At 39.6% G+C, this 2,457-nt stretch carries 4 protein-coding genes; all 4 read right to left on the minus strand.

What is annotated here, in order from left to right; all coding sequences use genetic code 11:
• Positions 1 to 527: DUF411 domain-containing protein (locus tag F6K06_RS33345; protein WP_133433989.1), on the minus strand; the 527-nt coding region annotated here is incomplete at its 3' end.
• A gap of 390 nt (positions 528 to 917) precedes the next feature.
• Positions 918 to 1,067 carry a hypothetical protein gene (locus F6K06_RS33350; protein WP_287287192.1) on the minus strand — a complete coding sequence of 50 codons (150 nt, stop codon included), beginning with the start codon at positions 1,065 to 1,067 and terminating at the stop codon, positions 918 to 920.
• Between the two features lie 7 nt (positions 1,068 to 1,074).
• The gene (locus F6K06_RS34465; RefSeq protein WP_353734933.1) at positions 1,075 to 1,755 is read right to left on the minus strand and encodes a multicopper oxidase domain-containing protein; all 681 of its coding nucleotides are present in this window, start codon (positions 1,753 to 1,755) and stop codon (positions 1,075 to 1,077) included.
• Between the two features lie 18 nt (positions 1,756 to 1,773).
• Positions 1,774 to 2,457, minus strand: a 684-nt coding sequence (locus tag F6K06_RS34470; protein ID WP_353734932.1) for a multicopper oxidase family protein, incomplete at its 5' end; no start/stop codon positions are given.

Here is a 2,457-nt window from a genome sequence, read left to right on the forward strand (position 1 = left end):
TGACCATCTTTTTTAAAGGCAAAGACATTAAAAGATTCTTGGCGATCGCCCATTTCCATACCAGGGGTGCCAATAGGCATTCCGGGAACACTAATTCCAGCAATATTTGGTTTATTTGCTATTAAATTTTTTATGTCTGCTACTGGGGTATGACCTTCTACAAGATAACCAGCAATTTCGCTTGTATGACAAGAAGCCAAATTTGAGGGTAGATTATATTTTTGCCGAATAGTTTGAATTTCTGACTCTGGTTTAACAATATCAGTGACTTGAAAACCGTTTTGCTTGATATGTTCCACCCACCCCTTACAGCATCCACAAGTGGGAGTGCGGTAGACAGTAATATTAAGTGCTTGTGATGCTACGTCTGTTGTGGATAAATCAGAGTTATCAACAGTCTGAGCTGTTTTATTCAGGGTGGAATTCTCGGGTAAACCAATAAAAGTAAAATATGCAGTACCCAAAACTCCGGCAACTGCCACACCAGCAACTAAAGACTGTATCCAATTAGAGAAAAATTTTTTCATTACTATTGCCTCAAATAATCTATAAGTGCTTTTTTTGATTATATAGCAGAAGAAAGAAGGAAGAAGGAAGAAGGAAAAGTATTACGTTGTCTGAGTTTTAGAGCTTCTCTATCTGTCCGCACCCTTTGCTTCAACTGCTATAAACCTTACTACTTAGGGCTTGCTGATTAAATCTTAAAGCAATGGTCAATAAAGGTTTTAGCCTTTTTAGAATCGAAAAAAGTGCGCCTATTTTAATCCTAATATCATGTCCGCTGGTATCGTTTGTGTAAAACTAAGGGTGAATATCTACAGGAAATTTAGGTTTTTTCAAGCTTTTAAGCCTTCTTCCCTCTTCCCTCTTCCTTCTTCCTTCTTCCTTGTTCCTTACTTCACTATACAATACCGATGCTACCGGACATGATATAAACCCTCAAAAAGTGAGAATGCGTGGGGTGAGGGGGGCAGAAAAATCTCCTGAACAATTATTCCTCCTACTTTCTCTGCTTTTCCACCCTCCCCACACTCCCCACACTTCCCACCCTTTGCTTTTTTCAGCAAACCCTACTTAAGCCTGAATTTCTAGATTACCCATCATTCCCAAATCTTCATGGTCGAGAATATGACAATGATAAACAGTCTTTCCAGGAAAATCTCGGAAAGGTATTCTAATCAGCACTTTCTCTCCCGGTCTCACCAATACCACATCCTTCCACGCGAGATAGGGTTCTGGTTTCCCATTCCGACTCACAACTTGAAAAGCATTGCCATGAACATGAAAGGGATGATCCATTATACCTGTGTTAATTAATTCCCAGTCTTCAACTGTATTAAGCTGAACTTGAGTATCAATTCTTTCTAGCTGATATGGTTGACCATTAAACACAAATGCCATGCCTTGACTGGGTATCATGCCATGATTCATCTGAAAATGACGTACCTTTTGAGCTTTTGGCAATGCTTCTACTGGTATTAGTTTAGTTGGCAATGGTACAACAGCAACCTTGGTGTCATAACTTACGGTTGCTAAGACTTGTGGTTGATTTTCAGGAGCATTCCTCCCCATCATCCCCATACCTACTCGTTTATAGGGTAAATTCAACAAGCGATATTTTCCCGGTTCTCGGTTAGCTTGGATTAAAATATCTGCTCTTTCTCCAGGAGTTATTGAAGAAGGAGACAGGAGACAGGAGACAGGAGACAGGAGGAAAATTACATGGGGATTCTCACCCCAAGTAATTTTGAACACCGTGTAGACGGTGGGGTATTAAACCCACAAAGAAAATGATAAAAGTTCTGACATTTCTATGGGTTCAGTTAATGCTCCTCCATCAGTGGCAATTAAATAAAATGGGTGTTCTTCAAGAGATAACTGATAAAACCGGGAAGTGGAAGCATTGAGAATTCGTAACCGTAACAAACCTTGAGGTGGAATTATCAAGTTAGGATTAGACTGACCGTTGACGGTAATTAAATCTCCCTCTCTTCCGGTCATAATTGAAAGTTCCTGGGATGGCAGTAAATTTCCTTGTCGGTCTAGAGCAAAGTCTTGCAATACTAAAAATTTTTCCTCAGCCGCCTTAACTTCGGGAATTTCATCCAACTCTGCCCGAACAATAAATAATCCTGCCAACCCACCAAAAAGTTGTTCTGCTGTCAGACTATGGAAATGGGGATGATACCAGAACATTCCCGCCGGATGATTTTGAGGAATTTGGAATTGATATGTCAGGCGATCGCCTGGTGCAATTTTCAGAAATACGTTATCAGCGTTTCCAGTGATGGGAATATGTAATCCGTGATAATGGATGTTTGTCGGTTGTGGTAATTTGTTAGTAAAATTAATCCTAATTGTATCTCCTGGTTTTGCTTCTAATCTCGGTCCGGGAATTTGTCCGTTATAGTTTAATGCATAAGCTTGTTTATTTCCTAGATTTATTTTATTAATACT

This window comes from Okeania sp. SIO1H4, from assembly GCF_010672695.1.
Taxonomy (GTDB): domain Bacteria; phylum Cyanobacteriota; class Cyanobacteriia; order Cyanobacteriales; family Microcoleaceae; genus Okeania; species Okeania hirsuta.